Source organism: Pseudomonas sp. S2_E01 (assembly GCF_054668365.1).
The window spans coordinates 4,044,959-4,067,436 of sequence record NZ_CP162762.1; the positions used below are offsets into that span (position 1 = coordinate 4,044,959).

The following is a 22,478-nucleotide window of genomic DNA, read 5'->3' on the forward strand; positions in this document are numbered from 1 at the left end:
CTTCACTCCGCTCCCAGAGCGCTGAGCCTTTCACCGGAAAAAAGTGGCAGGACAACCTGCGCACAAGTGCCCCGACCGGGTCGCGAGCGCAGGTGCAACTCTCCCTGATGTGCACGGGCCACCGCCTTGACCACAGTCAGGCCCAGGCCCGTTCCGGTCGCCTTAGTGGTAAAAAAAGGTTCGCCCAGACGTGCCAGCACCTGGGCATCGATGCCGCTGCCACTGTCGCTGACTGACACCCGCAAAGTGTTGTCGCGGGCATAGAGATGGACTTTGAGGCGTACATCGCCAGCACTGGCCTGGACGGCGTTCTCGATCAGATTCAGCAGCGCACCGACCAGGGTGTCGCGATTGCACAGCAACTCCCCCACATGGCTGTCGCACTGCCAGCGAATCGCGAGGCCCTGGACATGCGCCGAAGCTGCCGACTGAAGTGACTGCATCAACACCTTCGGCGTGACACGATCGGTCAGCGGCAGTTCGCCGCGCGCAAACACCAGCATGTCGCGCACTTGATGCTCAAGTTCATGCAGTCGTTCCTTCAGGCGCCCGGCGAAACGCTGCTGCGTGGCGGCCGGCAACTCTTGCTCGGTGAGATGACTGGCGTAGAGCAGTGCGGCAGACAACGGCGTGCGAATCTGGTGGGCAAGCGACGCGACCATCCGACCGAGGGACGAAAGGCGCTCGTGGCGGGCCAACTGACCTTGCAGATGACGGGTTTCAGTCAGGTCATTGAGCAGCACCAACTGGCCCGGCTCGGCATCCAGCGAGCGGGTCGCGATCGACAGGCGTCGACCGTCCTTCAGAGAAATTTCATGACCGTCGTCTTCGCGTGGGGCAAAGCAACGGGCAATGACGTGGCGCCACAACTCACCTTCCAGGGGCAAGCCGAGTAATTCACAAGCGGCGGGATTGGCTTCGCGCACGATGCCTTGCGCGTCAATGACGATCACGCCACCGGGCAGGAGGTCGAGGAGGTTTTGCAGACGATTGGCCAGGCGTTCCTTTTCCGCCAGCTCCTGCATACGCTGGGCACTGACCACTGCCAGCTCACCCTTGAGTTCGGTGACCCGGGCTTCCAGCAGACTGTAGGAGTCGGTCAGTTGGCTGGACATCTGGCTGAACAGCGCAAATGCCTGCTCAAGGCCTTGACGACTGGCCTGCTCTACGGAGGACGGGTGCCCCGAAGCGTCAGGGACAGGAGACATCTGGGCGGCTTGGGGCATCGTGCTCTCTCGCTTGGCTGACCGTCAGTGAAACGGAACGTTGCGAGGGACTTAGCAATACCCGTGCCTAAAAAAAACCGCTTTAAAATGAATGACTTGAAAAACGGGCGTCAATCATCCGCCTGTTCATCACCTTCACGGCGGCTCATGCCGTACTTGCGCATCTTCTCGACCAGCGTGGTTCGACGAATGCGCAGGCGCTCGGCAGCACGTGCGACGATACCGTTTGCGTCGTCCAGCGCCTGCTGAATCAGGCCCTGCTCCAGACCTCCGAGGTAGTCCTTGAGGTCGAGGCCTTCCGGCGGCAGCATGGCGCCGGCAGCGAAGTCCGGGGTATGGCCATTGATCGCCACACGCTCTTCCAGGTCGCTGCGCAGGCTGTCGACCAATTGCTCGTCTTCATCGTCGACGTAGCGGAATTTCTTCGGCAACTCGACCACGCCGATCACCCCATACGGGTGCATGATCGCCATGCGTTCCACCAGGTTGGCCAACTCTCGGACGTTGCCCGGCCAGCCGTGACGACACAGCGACATGATCGCCGCAGAATTGAAACGGATCGAACCGCGCTTCTCGTGCTCCATCCGCGAGATCAACTCGTTCATGAGCAGCGGGATGTCTTCAACACGCTCACGCAGCGGTGCCATCTCGATCGGGAACACGTTCAGGCGATAGTAGAGGTCTTCGCGGAAGGAGCCGACCTCGATCATGCTTTCCAGATTCTTGTGGGTCGCCGCGATGATACGTACGTCGACGCTCTGGGTCTTGTTGCTGCCCACGCGCTCGAAGGTGCGCTCCTGCAAAACGCGAAGCAGCTTGACCTGCATCGGCAGCGGCATGTCGCCGATTTCATCGAGGAACAGCGTGCCGCCATTGGCCAGTTCAAAACGCCCGGCGCGGCTGGTGATGGCGCCGGTGAAGGCGCCCTTCTCATGACCGAACAATTCGCTTTCCAGCAACTCGGCCGGGATCGCCCCGCAGTTGACGGGCACGAAAGGCGCTTCACGACGCTTCGAATGGTAGTGGAGGTTGCGTGCGACAACTTCCTTGCCCGTGCCGGACTCGCCGAGAATCAGCACGCTGGCGTCGGTGTCGGCAACCTGCTGCATCATTTGGCGGACATGTTGAATCGCCCGGCTGGTGCCGACGAGGCTGCGGAAAAGATTGGGTTCGCGTTGACGACCGCGCTCACGGGCCTGGTCGTACATCTCGCGATAGACCTGCGCACGGTGCAGTGAATCGAGCAATTTGCTGTAGCTGGGCGGCATTTCAAGGGTCGAAAGCACTCGGCGACGCTGGTCTTCCGGCAGGTCGATGGAAGAATTATCGCCCATCAACAAAATTGGAAGGAACTCATCCCAGGTTGAGAGTGTCTTTAACAAGCCCGGAAGTGCGCCCGGGGCGTTGACCGTGCCAATGAGGACACAGATCACTTCACGACTTGATGACAAAGAGCCGACAGCCTGCTGCCAGTCATGGCTACCGCAGGGTAAATTTTCTTCGCCGAGAAAATTTAAGATCACCGCCATATCGCGGCGGCGGACGCTATCGTCATCGATCAGCAGAATTTTGGTTTCACGCCACATGCAATAGCAACTTCCCTAGTCAACTCAATGCCCGAAAAATGCGGGGCAAGCTCGACGCTTGCAGACACGTTATGCCTGTAGACGCCTGATATCTGCAACCAGCCACTAGTTAAGTCAAAAAACCGTGCACAGTCAAATTTATGGCGCACTCGCTTGGATTAACTGAGCTCAATTAACCAAACAGATGGTATACCTTCGCCGCGTTCTGCGCTTGGTGGATCTGCGACATCTCGTCAACAATCGCTTGCCTCTCCCCCGTTGCCGCCTCGAGTAGCTGCTTGTAGACCCCCAGCAGAACCTCAAGGTTATCGCGCAACGCCGTCTCGTCCACCGAAGCCTCACTCAAGACGTCTTCCATGCAGGAACGGCAAGCCAGGTCCAATTCACCAATGGCTTCCCAGTTTCGGTTGGCCAGGGCATCGACCAGGCCTTCACGGGTTTCTTCGATTCGCTGCAATACAAGACTCATGGTGATCTCCTTAAAACTGCGGAGCCGGCGTGCCGATGGCATCCCAACCGTCCTTGACCGTGCGCAGCAGGTCAGCGACTTCGTCGAGGATCTTAGCGTCGGCTTTGGCATTGGCTTCGGTCAGGCGCTTCATCATGTACTCGTACAGGTTGGCCAGCTCGCCGACTGACTCCGACTGATTTTCCAAGTCCAGGCCTTCGAGAAGACCGCCGATGATGCCGATGGCCTTGCCGATCAAAATTCCCCTGGCGGGAATGTCCTTGCGCTCCAGCGCGCCCTTGGCTTGGGCGATACGGTCGAGCCCACCCTCCATCAGCATCTGCACGAGACGGTGAGGACTGGCTTCGGAAGTCTGCGCCTGCGCGCCAATCTTCTGGTATTGGCGAAGGGCTAACATTGGATTCATGTTTTACCTCATCAAAAAACGGTGGTTCGTATAAACAGCGTATCGACGACGCGTCAAAAAACTTTAATGACCAAACACAAAAGCCCGGAGCGCTTGACGACGCTGCCGGGCTTTTGGCGTTATTGGCGAGTTAGCTGTTCTTCTGCTGGGCGTTCATCGCTTCGAACATCGAAGTGATGTTGCTGGCAGTGGCCTTCAGCTTGCCCACCAGCGTATCCATGTCGTTGTACTTTTTGGTCAGTACGGCGGTCAGGGACTCAATGCGGCGATCCAGGGCCAACTGGTCGTTCGCCAGCTTGGTCTTGGTCTTGTTCAACGCCGTGGTGCGGGTGTCGAGAATGCCACCGGTCTCAGTGTAAGGCGTGAGGGCCTTGTCCATGCGAGCCAGCAGGCCGTTGTCACCCGTGAAGAGGGTCTGCACTTCGCCGCCAAGCTTTTTGTCGGTCATGGCAGCGTTGAACTTGTTGGAATCGAAGTTCAGCGCACCGGTCTTCTGGTCGGTGGTGATACCCAACTGCGAGAGCACGGTCAGCTTGTCGCCATTACCGGTCTCAGCCAACGGCCCGCGCATTGCCGCCATGATGGAGCGCGGCATCGAGTCACCGGTCAATGCGGCCGCAATGGTCGGATTGCCGTCATCATCGAGCGAAGGCTTGGTCAGCGAGGTGATCGCATTGGCCACGGCGTTGTAGGCATCGACAAATTTCTGGATCGAAGCCTTCAGACCGTCAGTGTTGGCACCAATGACAACCTGAGTGTCACCAGTGCCTGTCAATGTCATCGACAAACCCGACAGCGTCTTGTCCAGCTTGTTGGTGTGGCTCGTGATCGGCATTCCGTCCAGTGTGAACTTGGCGTCTTGCGCCACCGCACCGACCGCACCCGACGAAGTGGCCGACGGCGGCGTAGTGGACATCACTGCCTTGCCATCGACCTCCAGGCCAGCAACACCGCTAAGCGAAATATCGCTGCCCGCGCCGGTGTTTGCCGAACTCACCACAAGACGGGAGCCGAAGTTATCCGTCACGACGCTGGCGCTCAGGCCGCTGAATTGATATTTGCTGTTGAGCGCCTTGGCGACCGACTCAAGTGTCGAACCGGCCGGCACGTCAAGGTTGTAGGTCTTGTCGGCACCGTCGGGCGTACCCTGCGTGATGGTCAGAACACCGGCAGCACCGCTATTCACGGACGCAGTGGGACCTGAGGCAAATGCCTGCGTGGCCACTTTCGAACCGGTCGCGAGCGCGTCGACGTGAATCTTGTAGATGCCGCTGACAGCCGAATTGTTGGCGGTCGCGGTCAGCACCTTGGTATCGGCCGACGTGGCAACGAAACCGGTGAATTGAGGCTCCGTGGAGTTGCCCAGAGTCTTCATGGACGCCTGGAAGGTGGCGAGCAAAGACTTCAGAGTGCCGACACCGGAGATCGACGCGGTGTTGGTAGTAGTGCCACGATCGATCTGACCCTGCTTGGCCGCCTTGTCAGCGTTGACCAGTGCCTTGACGATAGCACCGGTATCGAGGCCCGAACCTAAACCCGTGCCCGGTAGAATTGGACTTGCCATGTAGATCTCCCTTCAGTGTCTCGCCGGTCTTTTGACCACTACAACGCCCAAAAGAACATAGCAACAAATTTCGTGCCAGCTGTCAGACTTTGGCGCTGAACAGCAGACTGCTTGCGTCATTCAAACTATTAGCCAACTTCAGGACTTCTTCGTTGGGGATCTGACGGATCACCTCACCCGAATCACTGGCAATGACTTTAACAACAACTTTGCCCGAAGGCTCGTCAATCGAGAACTCCAGGTTACGCTTTATCGACTGAACGAATTTTTCAATTTCCTGGACAGCCGTTTTAAGCTTGTCCTGATCACTCATTGCATCCTTGGACTCATCCTTGACCAACGCCACTTTTGCAACATCGGCTTGAGGCTTTTCAGCAGCCGCTTCAGCAGTAGACGTCGCCGGCTTGACCGCAGGATAAGACAAGTTCAGCTTCACGCTCATATCCATGTCCACCACCTCACTTAATCAAAAAAGCGAGAGAGCGCGACAAGCGCACTCCCCCGCCGAAAGTCACCGGCTATTACTGAAGCAGTTTCAGTACAGCGGATGGCAGTTGGTTGGCTTGTGCCAGAACCGAGGTGGAAGCTTGTTGCAGAGTTTGTTGCTTGGTCAGCTGTGCAGTTTCAGCAGCGAAGTCGGTATCTTGTACGCGACCCAGTGCAGCACTGGCGTTTTCGTTGATGTTCTGCAGGTTGGAGATGGTGCTGGTCAGACGGTTTTGTGCAGCACCGAGGTCAGCACGGCTGGAGTTGATGGTTTTCAGAGCGTCGTCGATCGCGCCAACAGCTGCCGAGAAGTTGGTTTCGGCAACAGTGCTGTCCGAACCGGCAATGGTGATACCGGAGGTGATACCCAGGCTGTCGGCGTCGAACTTGGCGGTCAGGTCCAGAGTGATCTGGTTGGTGCTGCCAGTGTTGGAACCCACCTGGAAGGTCATGGTGCTGGCGGAACCGTCGAGCAGGTTCTTGCCGTTCAGGTTGGTCGAACCGGCGATACGGGTCAGCTCGGCAGCCATCTGCGAGAACTCTTTGTTCAGAGCGTCGCGGTCGTCGGAGCTGTTGCTGTCGTTTCGGGATTGAACAGCCAGTTCACGCATACGTTGCAGGATGTTGGTTTGTTCCTGCATCGCGCCTTCAGCGGTCTGAGCGATCGAGATACCGTCGTTGGCGTTCTTGATCGCCATGGTCTGACCACGGATCTGCGAAGTCATGCGGGTAGCGATTTGCAGGCCAGCAGCGTCGTCTTTGGCGCTGTTGATTTTCAGGCCGGACGACAGGCGGGTCATCGAAGTCGACAGAGCATCGGAAGCCTTGTTCAGGTTTTTCTGAACGTTCAACGATGTAACGTTAGTGTTTACTGTTAAAGCCATGACGAATTCCTCGTTGGTTGGGTACTGCGGCTTCCGGCCCTGGCAACCGCCGGGTATGGCCTAGAGAACCTTCGTAATAGTTATCGTCGTCGTGGCAGGTTGCTTGAGGGCTTTTTTAAAAAAAATTACTAGCAGACTGCCATCCCCCGTAAATCAAGGACTTGCCACTGGTACGGCATAAAAAAATGGCGCCAAAAAAGCCGCGACAGAAAGATCCAGGCAAAAAAATAGCGCTGACGGCAAGCCGGCAGCGCTATGAAAAAACTTCGAATGATCAGTCGCGATAGAGAATCGCAGAGCCCCAAGACAGGCCCACGCCGAATCCACTGATGGCCACGCGGCTCCAGTCAGACGTCAGGACGTGTTTTTCCAACAGTAAAGGAATGCTCGAAGAGACCGTGTTACCCGTCTCGACCATGTCCTTGATGAACTTCTCCGGTTCGCCTTCAAAGCGTCGCGCCACGGCATCGACAATGGCCGCACTGCCCTGATGGATGCAGAAAGCGTCGATGTCGCTGGCTTGGAGGGCCGATTCGTCAAGCAGCTCATGCAGGTGCGCAGGCACCTTCAACAGCGCAAAGTTGAAGACCTGGCGACCATTCATGAAGAACACACCGTCGCTGACTTTCAGATGTGGTGCACCAGAACCGTCGGTGCCGAACTTGGATTTCCCCAACTGCCAGGACGCGTCGTCCGCCATCCAGGTAGCCGTGGCGGCATCACCGAAGAGCATGGTGGTATTGCGGTCTTCCGGATCGACGATTTTTGAGTAAGGGTCGGCGGTGATCAGCAAACCATTCTTCAAGCCAGCGGCTTCCATGAAGCCTTTCATGGCGTAGATGCCGTAGACATAACCCGAACACCCCAGGGAAATGTCGAACGCAGCCACATGCGTAGGCAAGCCGAGTTTATCTTGAACGATTGCGGCGGTGTGGGGCAGGCCTTCCTCATCACCATTCTGGGTGACGACGATCAGCGCGTCGATGGACTCACGCTTCAGATCAGGATTGTTGGCAAACAGTGCGTTGACGGCTTCAACGCACAGGTCCGAGGTTTCCTGCTCAGCGCCTTTGCGCGGCAGGAACGCCGAACCAATCTTGCCCAGGATGAACTCTTCATCCTTGGCGAATTTGGCACCCTGAGCGTAGTTATCCACGCCGGCCACCGGCACGTAACTCGCTATGCTTTTTATGCCAATCATTATGGCTTCCCGATCATAAACAGCGACTAGGTTCACCCCGAAAAAGCTCAGGGGCGCATCAAAATGGTTGATTTCCGGAGGCGGACTGATCGCCCGCACCCAGGAACACAATACAGTGAAGATGCACTTTATGACCTATGCGTCACGCCGTTAAGCGCATGAATGTAATATTTCACCTGCGAAACGAAACAATGCTGCAGGAAAGGGCTGACTTTGCGTGCTCCTCGGACCATGGGCCAGAGGTTGCTGTCGCAGAATGAACAAAGCCCCGAACGGGGCTTTGTATCAGGGTGAATCAGGCGAAGCTCAGGTTGACCCGTCGCTGGCCATAGACAACCCGGGCCGCCGGCATGAGCTGGTGAGGGATCTCGACAAACGGAATGTCCGAGTTGGTCAGCGCGATGTCGACGAGCTGCACCATGATCGAGTTTTTCCTAACCAGAATCACGTCGGACCAGTCGGTACTGCTGACCGCCAGGGGGATGAAGTCCGATCGCTTGATGAAGCTGCTCATCGCTTCAAGCACACCCAGGTTCTGCTTGGTGCCCTGCACACTGTGGCAGCAATCGTTCAGCAGGATGAAGCCATCGTCGGCCACCAGGTTCTGGTAGTACATCAAGTCACGCAGGATGTACTCATACTGATGATTGGCATCGATGTAGACCAGGTCGAATTTATCGATACCGGTTCTCGGCTGAATGTCGTCGATGGCGGCAATCGTCTCGGAACGGATCAGCGTCACGTTGTCCTTGTCGCTGAACCTGTTCAGGCACTCTTCATACAGCTTGTCGTAAGTGGCCATGTCATACATGGGGCCACCGTAGTAGTAAGCGTATTTTTCGACCGGCTCGACCCAGGGTGGCAACTGATCAAAAGGGCTGTAGGCGTCGTTGGCGGCGGGGCTCCAGCTATCGATCAGGACCATGTGTCTGGGGTTCAGCGCGTTGTATAGATTCAACGCGTTCTCACCACGCAGTACACCCAGCTCAGCTACCAGCGGCTGTTTGTCGTAGGCGGTAAACACTGCGCGGAGAAGGTGATAAAAGGCTTCTCGGTGGGTAATGCAGACTTTCATACCTGCTCCTTCTCTTTCATGACTTCAGACCAGTCAACGCTGATAACTGGCCCAAGTGCGAAACCGGTACCTTCAACGGACAGGTTCCTGTTGTAGAAACGATCATGCCCGAGCACCGCTGCCCACTTCTCGCCGAACGCCTGGCGAGCCACTTCGGACTGCGCCAGCACGCCCGACTGGATGACCTGTACGTGAGGCGTCCAAACAGTCAGATAGCCGGCCTGGCCGACACGCAGGCACAAGTCGATATCACCGAACGCTTCGCCGAACTGCTCGACATCGATGCCATCAGCCGCTTCGAACAGCTGCTTGGAAATCATCAGGCAGGCAAAGGAAACGGCCGAGCAGTTTTGCTCCAAGGCCAGGCGATTCATGTAGCCATTTGCAGTCTTCGACTCGCCAACGAACGGTGAACCCACCAAACCGTTGAAACCCAGGATCAGACCCGCCTGCGTGACAAAACCTTGGTCGTCGAGCAGTTTGGCACCGGCCACGCCGACTTCCGGACGAAGCACCTGATTGAGCAAGGACTCGATCCAGTTGACATTGACCACCTGTGCATCGGCTGCCAGGGTCACCAGGTATTCACCCTGAGCATGCTGGCTGGCGGTGTTGATCAGGTTGGCCGTTGACAGGCCGGTCTCAGCGCTGAACAGACGAACCCGGTTGGCGTGCGGGCCCTGACTGTCCAGCCAGTTGCCCAAAGCCGCCGAGTAAGCCGAATCGTCCGCCAGCAGCACTTCGTAACGATGGTAGCGAGTGCGCTGCAGGATACTGCGAATGCAGCGTTGCAAAGTCTCGAGATCGCTGACGCCATGCAAGATAACCGAGACCATGGGGCGCTCGGTGAAGCGGTAGTCGATTTTGTGAGTGCCCGGCACCAGTGTGCCGACATCGGCCTGGTAGCCACGGGTGGCGAGGTGACGCAACAGCGTCCTGCGCTCATCCGTGCTGGCCTCCAGTTGCGGTGCAGTGCAAATCAACAGGGGCTCAGCCAGGTGCGCGAAGCCATCAAGCCCGCCTTGTTCGATCAAACGCAGCAGCAGGTCGAATTCCAGCGCCTTTTTGAATTCGCGCGCAAATCCACCGGCTTCAACCATCACTTCCCGGCGGATCAGCCAATGACGAGCCATCACGCCAGGGTAACTTTGCAACAGATCGAGATTGAAGCCTGGACGGAAGACACCGGTCAACGTGCCGTTCTCCTGTCGCTGGAATTCATCCATGGCCACGGCACGAATCTCTTTCTCGCCCAGCAGTTCCAAACTCGCCTGGTACAGGCCGCTCGGCGTCAACTCATCACCCGCTTCGGCCAACATCAACCAATCGCAGTCAGTCTGCTCGGCGACTTGATTGATCTTGTCGACATAATTGCTTTCGTTGACCTTGACGAAATGCAGCGTATTTTTCAGCGTGGTTTCGGCCGGCAGATCACCGGTGGTGAAGACGACGATCTTGAACGCACGGCAGTAGCTATTCATGATGCTGTCGAAGGTCGCCTGCAGCTTGTGAATATCGGCTTCCAGGTCCAGCAACAGAATGCCGAACGTCGGACCACCGGCATGACGCGCAAGGTGCCGGGATATGTCCTTGACCTGAGCTGCGCTCGGATCGCGCGCCTCCAGCCACTGCAGCAGCTGACCGGACGGCGTGGCATCGAACAGCCTGCCATTGTCTTCAAGCGTCGCTGCCCCCAGGCGCTGGCCCCACGCCAGCACTTTTTGTGCCTGCTCCTTGTCGCCATCGGCTTGCAGCGAACGAGCCAGTTGCTGCACCACATCCTGATTGAACGCGTACAGCTCGAAGGCCTTGAGCAAGCGCTCATTGAGCGGTTCGGCGCTGGTGTTGCGGTGAATGCGCGACCACTCTTTCTGCTTGAGCATCGCGGCCTCAAGCTCTTCAAGTTGCATCCGGCTCGTCGGCACTGCGTGCAGCAGAAACTCCAGCTCACTCAGCACTTCAAAAAACGCCTGGTTATAGAACGGCAACTCGACGTATTGCGTAGGTTCGAAGCGACGAACCGGCCCACCCAGCTGGGCACTCCAGGTCGACTCGAACAGTTTCTCGGTCACTTCGCCAAACGTGATGCTGCGCCGCTCGTGCAGTGCATAAGGGATGGGCAAGACGCGCACTTTGGCGCCCGCTGCCAACCCATTGGAATAACCGTTGCCGCGTCCGTTCGGGTTGAAACCCTGTTCCATAGACGCATACCAGCGCCGCAGGACATCAGTACGCGTAACGGCGTTGGCGAGGGACGTGCCTTCGTTTTCCAGCACGACCAAGCGGGCTTCAGCCGAATCGTCGTTGTAGTCCTCGCAACCCTTTCGGTCGCGGCGATAGAAATCGATACGATCAGCATGGGCTTCGAACGCCAGGCTATAACCCTGGCAAGTGCCATAGTCAGTATTGGCTTCAAGGAACGCCAGTGATTGGCCGAGGGCTTCAGGCAGCAGGAAGCTTTCGACTTCAGCGACAACCATGTAAGGCGTCGAGATGCGCTCTATCACCTTGCGCACGGTCACGGTGAAATGCTCCAAGCGCGGCACGGGGGCGTGCAGGTACTGTATACCGGAGAAAGTCGCAGCCAGACCGGTATCGGGCTCTGTAGAAGAGTCGACCACCAACACGGCGCATGGCAAGGTGCTGTAGTAGCGCAACGCACGACGCACGGCGCCCGGTTGTTCGTGGGCCAGCAGCACCAGAGTCATCCGCTCGTTCAACGCAGCAGTTGTTCCATTCGAGAAGTTGCTTTGCATATCAATTCCTATAACGAGCGGGTTGCCGGATCATCGGCATTACGTTCTTTTGGCAGTTTGATGTTGAGCTTCATCAATCCGGTAACCAGCCATCGGCCCAGTACTGCAGGTTATCGCCGCGCAGCATGAAATCGCGCAAGACCACTTCCCGCAAATCGTCGCCCATCCGATAGCTGGCCGCCGGGTCCGACAAATGCATGCGAATAGCCTGGAGCCATTCGTCCGTACTGTTGGTGCGAACGCGGGTGCATGGCAAATGCCCGCGATAAGCCTCGGTATCCGAACAAATCACCGGGTAGCCGCAGGCGCCATATTCGAGCAGCCTCAGGTTGCTCTTGCAGTCGTTGAAGATATGGAACTCCAGCGGCGCCAGCGCAAGATCGAGGTTAAGGCTCGCGAGTTTTTCCGGGTAGGCGGAAAGGGCCACGCCCTGGTGAAATTCGTGGATATAGGGCCTGAGCAAGTCAGGGCACATACCGAAGAACACCCATTCGACCTCATCTGCCAACTCGCGAACGACATCGGCGATCAGTTCCAGGTCACCTCGGTGACTGGTGCCTCCACCCCAGCCGATACGCGGCTTGCTTGAGGTCCGTCGCTGACTGGTTAGGTGGCTCCACAGATACGGCGCCAACATGTTTGGCACCACGCGAATATTGTGGTGCATATCCGCCAGGGCACCGGCCAGCGCATGGGTCGACACGACCACCCGATCGCACATGGCGATACCTTTGCGCATCATTGCCTCGATATTTGCAGGCATGTTGCGCGTGTGTTCGTTTTTCTCCGGAATCCGGACGACGTAATCGTCCAGCTCATAAATTCGCATGGCCCGGGAGTAATTCTTCACCTGAGTGACGTCGTTGATTTTGTTGGGGTTATACCGCCCCTGAAGAATGATGACGTCTGGCGATTGGCGCTCGACTTCAATGATCGACGGCATGTCATACGCCACTCGTCCAACAATTCGCCCGGCATTCTGCAACTCGAAGAGCGGTTGGCTGACACGGTAATGACCAATCGCCGAGCTGTTGAGCGCCAAACCGAGAATCGACGGCACATTGCGCATGCACAGCGGATTCCAGCCGGTACGTGAACCAGGATTCAGGCTGAAGCTGTCACCACTCAGATTCAGGTTGCGGTTGTAGGCAGGATCGTTGGCGATCTGCGGCAGCCAGCGTCGGTAGAACGTTTCCTGTTCAAGTTCCAGTTGCTGGCTGCGCTCCTCGTTACGGTTCTGTGGTGAAGGCAGCAGCACGACATTGGAGTATGGCGTAGTGAGGAGCAAGTAACCCTCTCGACCAATGCGCAGGCACAGTTCGAGAACGTTGATACCCTGGGTACTGATGGTCTCCTCGAAACCACCAACACTGTCGAACACCTGCTTTCGCACCAACAGGCAATGACCGCTGACCGCACTCCAGTTCTGCACCACATTCAGGCGCTGCATGTAGCCACCAGACGTTGCAGGCTCATTGACAAATGCCCTGCCCGCCAGGCCGTTGAGACCCAAAACCAGGCCACCATCAATCACATTGCCTTGCAGGTTGACCGTGCGCGGCCCGACGATCCCCACTTCCGGACGCTGACCATGATTGAGCAGTTCATCCAGCCAGCGCTCTTCATGTGCCACACAGTAAGGACTGAGCAACAGCAGATAATCTCCTCGCGCCTGCTGGGCCGCGAAGTTCCTGACCTGTGCATCGCCGGCCTTTTCCGAACAGCAATGAATGTGCAACGTGTCACTGCCCAGTTCAGCCATTGCCTTGAGCCAATGGCGCATCTCGGCGCTTTGACTGGCATTGTCGACGATAATGATTTCATAGTGGCTGTAAGCAGTGGTGCTGATCAGGCTGTTGACACAGCGTTCAAGCGCAGCCAATTCGTCACACACATTGATAATGATCGACACCAGCGGGCGCTCGGCATGGTGATATTCGATCCGCGGGACCAATTTCAGCACCGGCCCCGGATGCAGCTCGTGCCTGACGCCGATGCGTTGCAAGTGAGCCGTGATCACACGCGCGTTTTGTTCGATCACTTGCTGCAGGGATAACCACTGTGCGAAGGCGAACGTCGATTCGACCTGCACTTCGGGAATATGACCGATGACGTGCGGGCCGTCCTTTTCCACCAGACGCCATATGAGGTCATGGGGGGCCAGCTCACCCGCCGCCTCATCGAAACCGCCCAGGGCGAGGAAGCGCTGGCGCTCGAAGGCCAGGGTGCGACCGACGTACGGATAACCGCGCATGAGGTCGAGATTGAAATCAGGCTTGAAAATCGGCTGTTCGGACTTGCCGTCCACCAGCGCACCTTCGTCGCTGTAGATGCACGAGGCGCCCGGCGCGCCCACAATCCGGTCGGCCAGCACCAGCAGCGCGGACTCGGTGAGCCGGTCGCCAGCACGCAACAGGTAGAACCAGTCAGCCTGATCAAGTTGGGGCATCAACTGGTTCAGTTGCTGCGGCCAGTCCGATTGCATCGGCAGGCGCACAATCCCTGCATCCAGCTCACCGGTTCCATTGGACAACAGCACAATCGTTTCACAGGCGTAGGTTTGAGCCGCGAGGCTCTTGAGGGTCACGCCAAGTTCGTAAGCATCTTCGTCTAGATCGATGACCACCGGCACAATGGCGGGACGATGCGCCCAGCGCGCTATCTGCCGAGACAACACTTGCTTGCGCGATGGCGTCAAGCGGCGGCAGTTGATCCATTGCGAGTAGAGCTCGGCATAACTCTCCGAGTCCGTGCCGACCTGAACCAACATGATCCCCTGACGGGTGGACATGACCGAATAAAGATTGAGCTCATCCCACTCGCGTGGTTGCACATCCGTGAGCTCCTCCATCATCACGTAGCGCACCCAATCGGTGGCCGGCGCAGCCTCGCCACCGCGCTGGGAGATCATCTGAGCCACCCATTCCCATTCGGTGACCGCAGCAGAAACCATTTCCGGGCGCTTGCTCAACCGCTCCGGGTAAAGACGCTCGATGCTGCCGACGTTGCTAAGCTGGACCAGGTTGCCACGACGCAACAGGCAAAGATACAAGGCAAAATCGAGGACGGCCGTGAACCCGGCCTCAATCAGCGTTGGCAACAATGTGGCAATGTCATCTCGACGCATGAGCGCACATGTGAAACCACCAAGAATATTGCGCGGGCTTCTTTCGAAGGCGGCCAGCAGATCATCGCCTTTGAACAACGCATCGAACGACGTCAGCCCGACGTTTTCCATGCGGATCGGCAAGATGTAGTTGTTGGCGTCGACCACATGATGCTTGCTGACCACCAGGATCACTTCGGCATGCTCGCTCAAAACGGCGGCCTGCTGCCTGACATCGTTCACCATCAGTTGATCGTCATCACAGAGAAACTTGATGAACTCGCCCCGGCTCTTTTCGAAGCAATGCAGCAGGTTCTGCTGGAAACCCAGGCGGACGGCGTTGCGCTGGTAATTCACGCGCACGTGCGCCGGTACGCTCATCGAGTCGACGATCTGCTCGATTTCATCCGTAGGGCAATCATCACAAATGACGATTTCAAGGTTTTCGTAGGTCTGGTCGAGTGCGCTTTGCAGTGCCGCACGGAAAAAACGGGGGTTGTAGGCGGGGATGGCGATGCTGACAAGAGGAGTAGGATTCACGCGCATGATTCTCGACCGGCGGGCGTCATCTGCTGCGGAAGCGCAACGTCCTGAACCGTAAAAAATAAAGGATCAGGGATCGCATGCCCTCATGCGATCCCTGCTCCGGATCAGACTTTGTTGAACAGGCCCAATTGCGCAATCTTGCTGAACGCCAGTTGCGAGGCCTGCAACATGGTTTGTTGCAAGGTCAGGCGGGTCATCACTTCAGCTGGGTCCGAGTCCCGGATCGTCGACTGGGTCTGGGCGTTTGCCAGTACCAGTGCCTGGTTGGTGTCGCTCTGAGTATCGAGCGCCGAACCACGACCACCGATCGAACTCAATCCGGCTGACACCTGGTCGATGCCGCTGGCGAGGTTGCCCAAGCCTGCCGTCATCGCTGCCTGTTGTTGTTGGGCAGCCACGGCGTTACCGGTGGTCGGCGTGTTCAAGGCAGTCTTCAACTGGCTCACGGTGTCCAGGATGTTCTGGGTCTCGTGGGTGTTGACCGCAATATTGAACTGGTCACCGTTTTGAAGTGGATCGGCCGCAGTGTTGTTCAACGTGAACTCCACACCGGAGGCCGTCGCGGTATTACCCACCATGGTGCCGCTCGAGACCGGACGGCTGTCGGCAGTGATAGGTGCAGCGTACAAATCAAATGTTGTGGCGCTGGTGAACTTCAGCACCGCAGAGCCATTTGGAAAGCTGGCCTTGTACGCAGCGGGATCGGTAATCCGGGTACCGGTTGCTTGCACAGGCCCCGGGTTTCCAGGCGCTCGGGAAACGTTGAAGGTGTCGGGTTTGGATTCCAGCGAGAACGTACGACCGGCCAACGGAGCGTTAGGGTCGTTGAAGTTAAGGCTCAGGTCGATGCCACGGAAGCTGAAGCTCTGATTGGTACCCGTGGTGATCACGCCATTCTGCGAGGCTTCGTTGGTCACGTCCTGGCCGGTACCGTCAGTGATTCTCAACTGGGTCGCGCTGACAAAGTCGATCGTGTACGGCTCGCCACCGCGGAACTTGTTGTTGTACGTCACGCTCGAGTTCACTTGACCATTGGACAGGGTCACCAGACCGTCATTCATCGAACCGGTCACTTGGGTACGGGCGGTGTTGACCGCTTGCTGGAACAGCTCCCAGCCGGTGCTGTTGGTGGCCATCGACATGCTGTCGCCCACGGGCAGGTTCAACGTCGACTGGTCGCCATTGTAGGTGTAGGTGCCATCGGAGTTACGGGTGAACGGAACCGTGTCGCCCTTTGAACCGCCAAAGATGTACTTGCCGTTTTCATCCTGAGTGTTCATCAGGCTCAACAACTGTTCTTCGATCTGGCCCAGTTCCGAGGCGTTAGCCTGGCGGTCGGAATCGGTGTAACCAGAGTTATTGGCGCCGATGGCCAATTCCTTGGCACGCTGTAGCACGTTGTTGATGCTGGTCAACACCGACTCAGCCTGACCCAGGGTTGCCTTGATGGTGTTGGTATTGGCCGCGTACTGATCGAGCATCGACGCTTGCTGACCCAATTGCAGCAGGCGCGAAGCACCGACCGGATCATCGGCGGCGGTGTTGACGCGCACGAGGCTGCTGGCCTCTTCGCTGCTCTTGACCACGTTGGCGAAATTCTTTTGATAGTTGGCGGCCGTGGACTCGTAAAACTGGGCGGTAGAAATGCGCATGGACTACGACTCCTTAAAGGCTGTTGATCAGTGTGCTGAAGATTTCCTGCGCAGCCTTGATGATCTGCGAAGACGCGGTGTAGTACTGCTGATACTTGACCAGGTTTCCGGTCTCTTCATCGAGGTCGACACCCGACAGCGAGTCGCGCGCGCCCTTGGCGTTGGCCAGGATGGCGTCGGTGGCAGCGCTGTCGAGCTTGCCCTGGGCCGCCTTGGAGCCTACACCTTCAACCAGCTTGCCGTAGGCATCGGTCAGGGAAATGCCCTTGCTGCCCGAACCGGTGTCCACGGTCTGGGCGGTCTGCAGATTGGCCAGTGCGGTGCCGTTGCGGTTGTCCAGAGTACCCGGTTGACTCAACGAAACGTTGATCGCGGCGCCCTTGGCCGGAGAACCGGCAACGGTCATTTCAAAGGTGGCCGTGTACTGGGTCGCAGGTGGCGGCGGAATCGGCGCGCCAGTGGCGTCCTTGAGCGGGATGCTCAAGTTGAGCGTGTTGTTCTCGTTCGGCTTGATCGTGCCGCTGCTGATCACACCGCCATTGGCATCCAGGAACTGGTAGGCCTGGCTGGTGCCATCGGCGGACACGTCACCGAATACAACCTTGGTTGGCGTGGAGTACTTCAGGCCGTTCTGCATCGCCGTCGCGGTGGCGGTGTCGTAGATATCGAACTTGGTGGTCAGGGTCGGTTGACCGCTGGCCGGAATTGTCAGGGTGCCGCTGGAGCCTGCAGCAATGGCTGCGCCCAACGGTGCCGCGATGGCCAGACGCTTGGAGTCGGTCATCTCGGTCTTGATGTTCGCCGCCGCGTTGCGGGTCGGGGTAATCTTGAATGTGTCACCGGCGGTGGCGGTATTGCCCGGCGCAGGCGTGCCGCCCTTGAGGTTCAGCGAGAAACCGTCGATCACCGGTGGCGGGGTCGTCGTGGTGCTGTAGGTGCCCACCGGGGTGTTGCCCGGCAGACGCTGAACGGTGTAGTCGGTGGCGCTGGTGAACGTGACCTTGTAATCGCTGGTGGTCAGCTTGCCGGAATCTTCGATGGTCACATCGAAATTGCCAGTGCCAGCGTTGTTGCCGATGGTGGCGATGCTGCGCTGAGCCACTTGGGCGGCGCTGTTGATGCTGTTGAACAGGGTCGAGCCGAAGTCACCGTTCTTGTCGATGCCCTGGGCCTGCAGGCTGTTCATCTGATCGGCGACAACCAGGGCCACGCGGCCCAGTTCGTTCATGGCCGGATCCAGCACGGTACTGCGGTAGCGCAGCAGACCACCGATTTCGCCGCCGGTCATGATCGAAGTGATATCGATGCTGCTCGAACCGCGGTTCATTTGCAGCGCCAGACGATTCGGATCGTCCTTGCTCGGCACCACTTCCAGTTTGTTCACGGTGTTGCCCATGACCAGCGGTTGACCGCTGCCCAGGTAAATATCGAGACTGCCTTCACGCTCGACCACTTGTGCACCGGTGAAGGTCGACAGTTGGCGGATGGTTTCGTTACGGGCGTCGAGCAACTCGTTCGGCATACCGCCAGCGCTGGAAACTTCCGAGATGCGCTGGTTCAACTGAGCCACCGTAGCAGCCAGTTTATTGACCTGATCGGCCATGCTCGTGAGGTTGCCGTTGATCGAGGTGTTCTGCTCGTTCAACTGCGTGGAAATCGAATTGAAGCGGTTGCTCAAGGCCTGGGCATCGCTGAGCAGCAACTGGCGCGAGGCATCGTCGCCAGGCTTGGCATTGACGTTCTGCACCGAGGCAAAGAACTTGGTCAGGGCACCGTTAAGGCCGGTGCCGCTGTCCGACAGGAGTTTGTCCAGCGGAGTGACCTGCCCCAGGTAGGCAGCCGAGTCGCTGTTGAGCGACGTGGTGGTCTGCAACTGGGCGTCGAGGTAGCTGTTGTAGACCCGGCGTACATCGGCCAGCGTCGTACCGGTACCGATCCACACATTGCCGAACTGCTGCGAGGCCTTGGTGCCCTGCACTGTTTGCTGGCGTGAGTACCCGGCGGTGTCGACGTTGGCAATGTTATTGCCGGTTGTCATCAATGAGGATTGGCCAGCGGCCAAACCCGACATCCCGATGTTGAGCAAACTCATGGTTCAGACCTTAATCCTGGTGCCTTATAAAGGCGTGGTGGAAACGCCCGCCGCAGCGTAGTTCTGGTAACTCGTCATCTGCTTGGCTATCTGCGAAATCTTGCTCGCGTAGTTCGGGTCGGTTGCGTAACCGGCCTTCTGCAACTCGCGTACAAACTGTTCTGGGTTATCGGCAGACTTCACGACATCTTGATAGCGATTGTTGCTCTGCAGCAAAGTCACAAGGTCATGGAAACTGTCCTTGTAAGAGTCGTAGGAACGGAACTCGGCCGTCTCCTTGACCATTGCACCATTCCTGAATTCGCTGGTGATTGCCCGTGCCGAATTGCCCGTCCAGTTGCTGCTGGCCTTGATGCCAAACAGGTTATGACTGCTGCTGCCATCCTGGGCGCGCATGACCGATTTACCCCAGCCGGTTTCCAGCGCCGCCTGGGCCACCAGGTAACGCGGATCGACGCCGATGCGTGCGGCGGCTTCCTCGGCCATCGGCAGCATGGTATTGACGAATTCGTCGGCAGAACCGAAGGCTTTCTTCGCCGGCGCCAGTGGAATCTGCGCCATGGCCCGACCATGAATCTGCAGGCCACCGTTGGCGGCGGATTGTGCGTTCGCCAACCAGTCGCCGTTGAACAGCGGGCCAGAACCGGTGATCGTAGAGCGCTCCGGAAGCTGAGTCTTGCTGGCTGCTGCGACCGTGGTCGCGCTGGCCGTCGTCGCCGAAGGCACCAGGCCCGCGAGCAAGCGATCAGCCAGTTTCGGCGGCAACGCCAGGCGGCGCTGATTGAGCAGCGCCATATCATTGCGATGCTCGCCCTCACCCGCCGCCTGCGGTGCGCGTACCGAGCGCGAAGCCCACAATGGACGCTCGCCATTGATCCGCGACAACGGCCCATTGATCGCGACCGTGCCGGCGGCCACCGGCGTTTCCACAGCGGCTTTTGCTGCTGCCTGCTTGGCCGCCGACGCTGCGGCCGCTTCGCCCGGCGCCATGGGTTTGTTCTTCGACATCTGACGCATCAGCACATCCGCCAGGCCGATACCGCCGCCTTCGCGAGACATGGAAACGGCCAGTTGCTGGTCGTACATTTCCTGATATTGCTTGGCCGCCGGGGTGTTGAGCGGGTTGCCCTCGCCCAGCGTGTCAGTCGCCTTGCGCATGGACTTGAGCATTTCGCCGAGGAACAGCGACTCGAACTCCTGCGCCACCTTGCGCAGGTTCGCATCGCTGTTCTTGTCGCCGACCTTGAGCTGGTTCAGGCGATTGAGGTCCGAGTAGGAGCCCGAATCGCTGCTGCTGACCAGACCACTCTTGTACATATCCATGGTCGCCGTCCTCAGATCACGATCAGGTCGGCTTGCAACGCGCCGGCCTGCTTCAGTGCTTCGAGGATGGCCATCAAGTCACCCGGCGCCGCGCCAACCTGGTTCACCGCACGCACGATTTCGTCGAGTGTGGTGCCCGGGCCGAACTTGAACATCGGCTTGGCTTCCTGCTGGGCGTTGACCCGCGAACGCGGCACAACCGCCGTCTGGCCATTGGACAGAGGGCCTGGCTGGCTGACGATCGGGTCTTCGGTGATGGTCACGGTCAGGCTGCCGTGGGTCACGGCGGCCGGTGAAACCTTGACGTTCTGGCCGATGACGATGGTGCCGGTACGCGAGTTGATGATGACTTTCGCCACGGCCTGACCCGGATCGATTTCGAGGTTTTCCAGGATCGACAGGTAGTCGACGCGCTGGCTCGGGTCCAGCGGTGCGCTGACGCGAATCGAACCACCGTCGATGGCCTGGGCCACCCCTGGGCCGAGCATGTCGTTGATCTTGTCGACGATGCGCTTGGCGGTGGTGAAGTCCGAACGATTGAGGTTCAGGGTCAGGCTGTTGCCCTGGTTGAAACCGCTCGGCACGGCTCGTTCGACGGAGGCGCCGCCAGGAATACGACCCGCCGACGGAACGTTGACGGTGATCTTCGAACCGTCGCGACCTTCGGCATCGAAACCGCCGACCACCAGGTTGCCCTGGGCGACCGCATAGACGTTGCCATCGATACCCTTGAGCGGGGTCAGCAACAGGGTGCCGCCACGCAGGCTCTTGGAGTTACCGATGGACGAGACGGTGATATCCACCTGTTGACCGGGCTTGGCAAAGGCCGGCAAATCGGCGCTGATCGACACGGCCGCAACGTTCTTCAATTGCACATTACCGGAACCTGCCGGCACCTTGATGCCGAACTGCGAGAGCATGTTGTTGAAGGTCTGCAGGGTGAACGGGGTCTGGGTGGTCTGGTCACCCGTACCGTTAAGCCCGACCACCAGGCCGTAGCCGATCAATTGGTTGGAACGTACGCCGGAAATGCTGGCGATGTCCTTCAAGCGCTCGGCTTGAGCGCTGAAGGCCGTCGACAACAAAACGGCAGCAACGATGAGACTTCTGAAATTCAACACGGGGCGCGTCATCTCTTATTTCCTGGGCTGCGTTGAGGCCTGAGCGCGTGCCAGGCAAGGCGCAGGCCGCCGCCAATGGTCGTTCCCTTGGCAAGGCCTGCAACGCAGCATGGCGCGCGCTCAGGCACAACCCGAAGGGCCGGGCCTGCTTTTACGCAGGGCGGCGTTACTCGTCGTTTATTTGGAACAACCAAACTGCACTCCTCGCGCCTTGCCCTGCGTAAAAGCAGGCCCGGCGCAACCCAGGAAATAAGAGATGACACGCCCCCCACCTAGAAAGGGAACAGCGGGCTGAGGAAGAAACGGTCGAACCAGCCTGGCTGACTCGCATCGGCAAACGAACCGGTACCCGAGTAAGTGATGCGTGCGTCGGCGATGCGGGTCGACGAAACGGTGTTGTCGGTGGCGATGTCATCCGCGCGAACCAGACCGGCAATGCGCACCAGTTCGTCACCGGTGTTGAGGGTCATCCACTTCTCGCCACGCACGGCGATAATGCCGTTGGGCAACACGTCGGCGACGGTCACGGTGATCGAACCCGTCAGGCTGTTACCCTGCCCGGCCTTGCTGTCGCCCTTGGTGGCACGATCACCGCTGTAGCCGGCCTCCAGGGTCAGGTCACCACTGCCCAGCGGGTTGTTGGTGTTCGGCACTGTCCCGAACAACGAGGTCAAACCGATACCGGCCTTGCTGGTCTTGCCGACCTGTGAGTTGGCGTTCTTGCTGGCCTGGGTCTTCTCGTTCAGGGTGATGGTGATGATGTCACCGACCCGGAACGCCTTGCGGTCGCTGTACAGGTTCTGCTCGAACCCCGCCTGGTAGATCGAGCCGTTATTCGCGGCAGCCGGCAATGGCGTACGCGGCAACACCGGAGCGTAGTAAGGGTCATTGGGCTTGGGCGTCGGGCCGACGCACCCCGCCAATGCGGCGACCCCACTCAGTGCCAGGACAGATACAAAGCGATTCATGACCCTACCTCACGGTG

Annotated in this window: 16 protein-coding genes; all 16 read right to left on the reverse strand. The window is 58.5% G+C overall.

Features of this window, described 5'->3' with window-relative positions:
• Positions 1–2: 2 nt before the first annotated feature.
• The 16 genes from AB4O36_RS18780 to flgH all read right to left on the reverse strand — a co-directional run bounded on the left by AB4O36_RS18780 (position 3) and on the right by flgH (position 22,461).
• Positions 3–1,226 carry a sensor histidine kinase gene (locus AB4O36_RS18780; RefSeq protein ID WP_460139996.1) on the reverse strand — a complete coding sequence of 408 codons (1,224 nt, stop codon included), beginning with the start codon at positions 1,224–1,226 and terminating at the stop codon, positions 3–5.
• 110 nt (positions 1,227–1,336) lie between these two features.
• Positions 1,337–2,812 (reverse strand): sigma-54 dependent transcriptional regulator, encoded by a 1,476-nt coding sequence (locus AB4O36_RS18785; RefSeq protein ID WP_460117162.1) that lies wholly within the window; start codon positions 2,810–2,812, stop codon positions 1,337–1,339.
• Between the two features lie 172 nt (positions 2,813–2,984).
• Positions 2,985–3,281 carry a flagellar protein FliT gene (locus AB4O36_RS18790; protein WP_460117163.1) on the reverse strand — a complete coding sequence of 99 codons (297 nt, stop codon included), beginning with the start codon at positions 3,279–3,281 and terminating at the stop codon, positions 2,985–2,987.
• A 10-nt stretch (positions 3,282–3,291) separates the two neighbouring features.
• The gene (gene fliS, locus AB4O36_RS18795; RefSeq protein ID WP_460117164.1) at positions 3,292–3,687 is read right to left on the reverse strand and encodes a flagellar export chaperone FliS; all 396 of its coding nucleotides are present in this window, start codon (positions 3,685–3,687) and stop codon (positions 3,292–3,294) included.
• A 130-nt stretch (positions 3,688–3,817) separates the two neighbouring features.
• The gene (gene fliD, locus AB4O36_RS18800) at positions 3,818–5,251 is read right to left on the reverse strand and encodes a flagellar filament capping protein FliD (protein WP_460117165.1); all 1,434 of its coding nucleotides are present in this window, start codon (positions 5,249–5,251) and stop codon (positions 3,818–3,820) included.
• 82 nt (positions 5,252–5,333) lie between these two features.
• Complete coding sequence (locus tag AB4O36_RS18805) at positions 5,334–5,699, reverse strand: flagellar protein FlaG (protein WP_460117166.1); 366 nt, start codon at positions 5,697–5,699, stop codon at positions 5,334–5,336.
• 73 nt (positions 5,700–5,772) lie between these two features.
• Positions 5,773–6,621, reverse strand: coding sequence for a flagellin domain-containing protein (locus tag AB4O36_RS18810; RefSeq protein ID WP_460117167.1), 849 nt, complete (start codon positions 6,619–6,621; stop codon positions 5,773–5,775).
• Between the two features lie 274 nt (positions 6,622–6,895).
• The gene (locus AB4O36_RS18815) at positions 6,896–7,822 is read right to left on the reverse strand and encodes a ketoacyl-ACP synthase III (protein WP_460117168.1); all 927 of its coding nucleotides are present in this window, start codon (positions 7,820–7,822) and stop codon (positions 6,896–6,898) included.
• A 295-nt stretch (positions 7,823–8,117) separates the two neighbouring features.
• Positions 8,118–8,897 (reverse strand): class I SAM-dependent methyltransferase, encoded by a 780-nt coding sequence (locus AB4O36_RS18820; RefSeq protein WP_460117169.1) that lies wholly within the window; start codon positions 8,895–8,897, stop codon positions 8,118–8,120.
• The gene (locus AB4O36_RS18825; protein ID WP_460139997.1) at positions 8,894–11,653 is read right to left on the reverse strand and encodes a glycosyltransferase family 2 protein; all 2,760 of its coding nucleotides are present in this window, start codon (positions 11,651–11,653) and stop codon (positions 8,894–8,896) included. The genes AB4O36_RS18820 and AB4O36_RS18825 overlap by 4 nt, the downstream gene beginning before the upstream one ends.
• Before the next feature lie 73 nt (positions 11,654–11,726).
• The gene (locus AB4O36_RS18830) at positions 11,727–15,299 is read right to left on the reverse strand and encodes a glycosyltransferase (RefSeq protein ID WP_460142160.1); all 3,573 of its coding nucleotides are present in this window, start codon (positions 15,297–15,299) and stop codon (positions 11,727–11,729) included.
• A gap of 110 nt (positions 15,300–15,409) precedes the next feature.
• Positions 15,410–16,957 carry a flagellar hook-associated protein 3 gene (locus tag AB4O36_RS18835; RefSeq protein WP_460117171.1) on the reverse strand — a complete coding sequence of 516 codons (1,548 nt, stop codon included), beginning with the start codon at positions 16,955–16,957 and terminating at the stop codon, positions 15,410–15,412.
• A 13-nt stretch (positions 16,958–16,970) separates the two neighbouring features.
• The gene (gene flgK / locus AB4O36_RS18840) at positions 16,971–19,049 is read right to left on the reverse strand and encodes a flagellar hook-associated protein FlgK (protein ID WP_460117172.1); all 2,079 of its coding nucleotides are present in this window, start codon (positions 19,047–19,049) and stop codon (positions 16,971–16,973) included.
• 24 nt (positions 19,050–19,073) lie between these two features.
• Entirely contained in the window at positions 19,074–20,372 is a 1,299-nt protein-coding gene (flgJ, locus tag AB4O36_RS18845) for a flagellar assembly peptidoglycan hydrolase FlgJ (RefSeq protein WP_460139998.1), read from the reverse strand.
• 11 nt (positions 20,373–20,383) lie between these two features.
• A complete protein-coding gene (locus AB4O36_RS18850) occupies positions 20,384–21,505 on the reverse strand; it encodes a flagellar basal body P-ring protein FlgI (protein WP_460117174.1) in 1,122 nt (373 codons plus the stop codon).
• Positions 21,506–21,765: 260 nt separating this feature from the next.
• On the reverse strand, positions 21,766–22,461 hold the full coding sequence (gene flgH / locus AB4O36_RS18855) for a flagellar basal body L-ring protein FlgH (RefSeq protein WP_460117175.1): 696 nt from the start codon (positions 22,459–22,461) through the stop codon (positions 21,766–21,768).
• Positions 22,462–22,478 lie beyond the last annotated feature (17 nt).